A 466-nucleotide genomic window follows, 5' to 3' on the forward strand; every position below is an offset into this window, starting at 1 on the left:
TGCCAATACCCCGTCTGCCGCTCTGATGCTTTTGCGCAAAGAAGTCATGCATATGGGCGATATCGTGTGCGATGTTGTAAGGCGTGGGCGCGAAACCATGCAAAACCCGACACTTGAGAAACTTGAAAAGATTGCCGAGCTTGATGACGGGGTTGACAGCCTTCAGGATGCGATTGCGCGGTTTGCTGGAAAACTGCGCCATTCGGAGTTGCTGCCATCGGATCAGAACCGGCTTTTGAACAAGCTTGCGATCAGCAATCATCTGGAGGCCATCGGCGATATTATCAGCGAGGAAATGACCGAGCTGGTTGGCAGATTGTTAGCCGAACGCAATCTGCCATTATTAGATAGCCGTGAAAAAATGTCCGAATTATTCACTTTTTCTGAAGAATGCCTCAAGCAGGCACTAACGGCCTTTGCCAGTGACGATGTTGAGGCCGCCAATCGCTGTCTCTTATACACATCT

General features: G+C 50.0%; 1 protein-coding gene. It reads left to right on the plus strand.

Annotated elements, in window-relative coordinates:
* The coding region (locus Tanf_RS16655; protein ID WP_046824789.1) for a PhoU domain-containing protein at positions 1–466 on the plus strand (466 nt) is incomplete at both ends.

The sequence above is a fragment of the Tannerella forsythia genome (assembly GCF_001006485.1).
GTDB lineage: Bacteria > Bacteroidota > Bacteroidia > Bacteroidales > Tannerellaceae > Tannerella > Tannerella forsythia.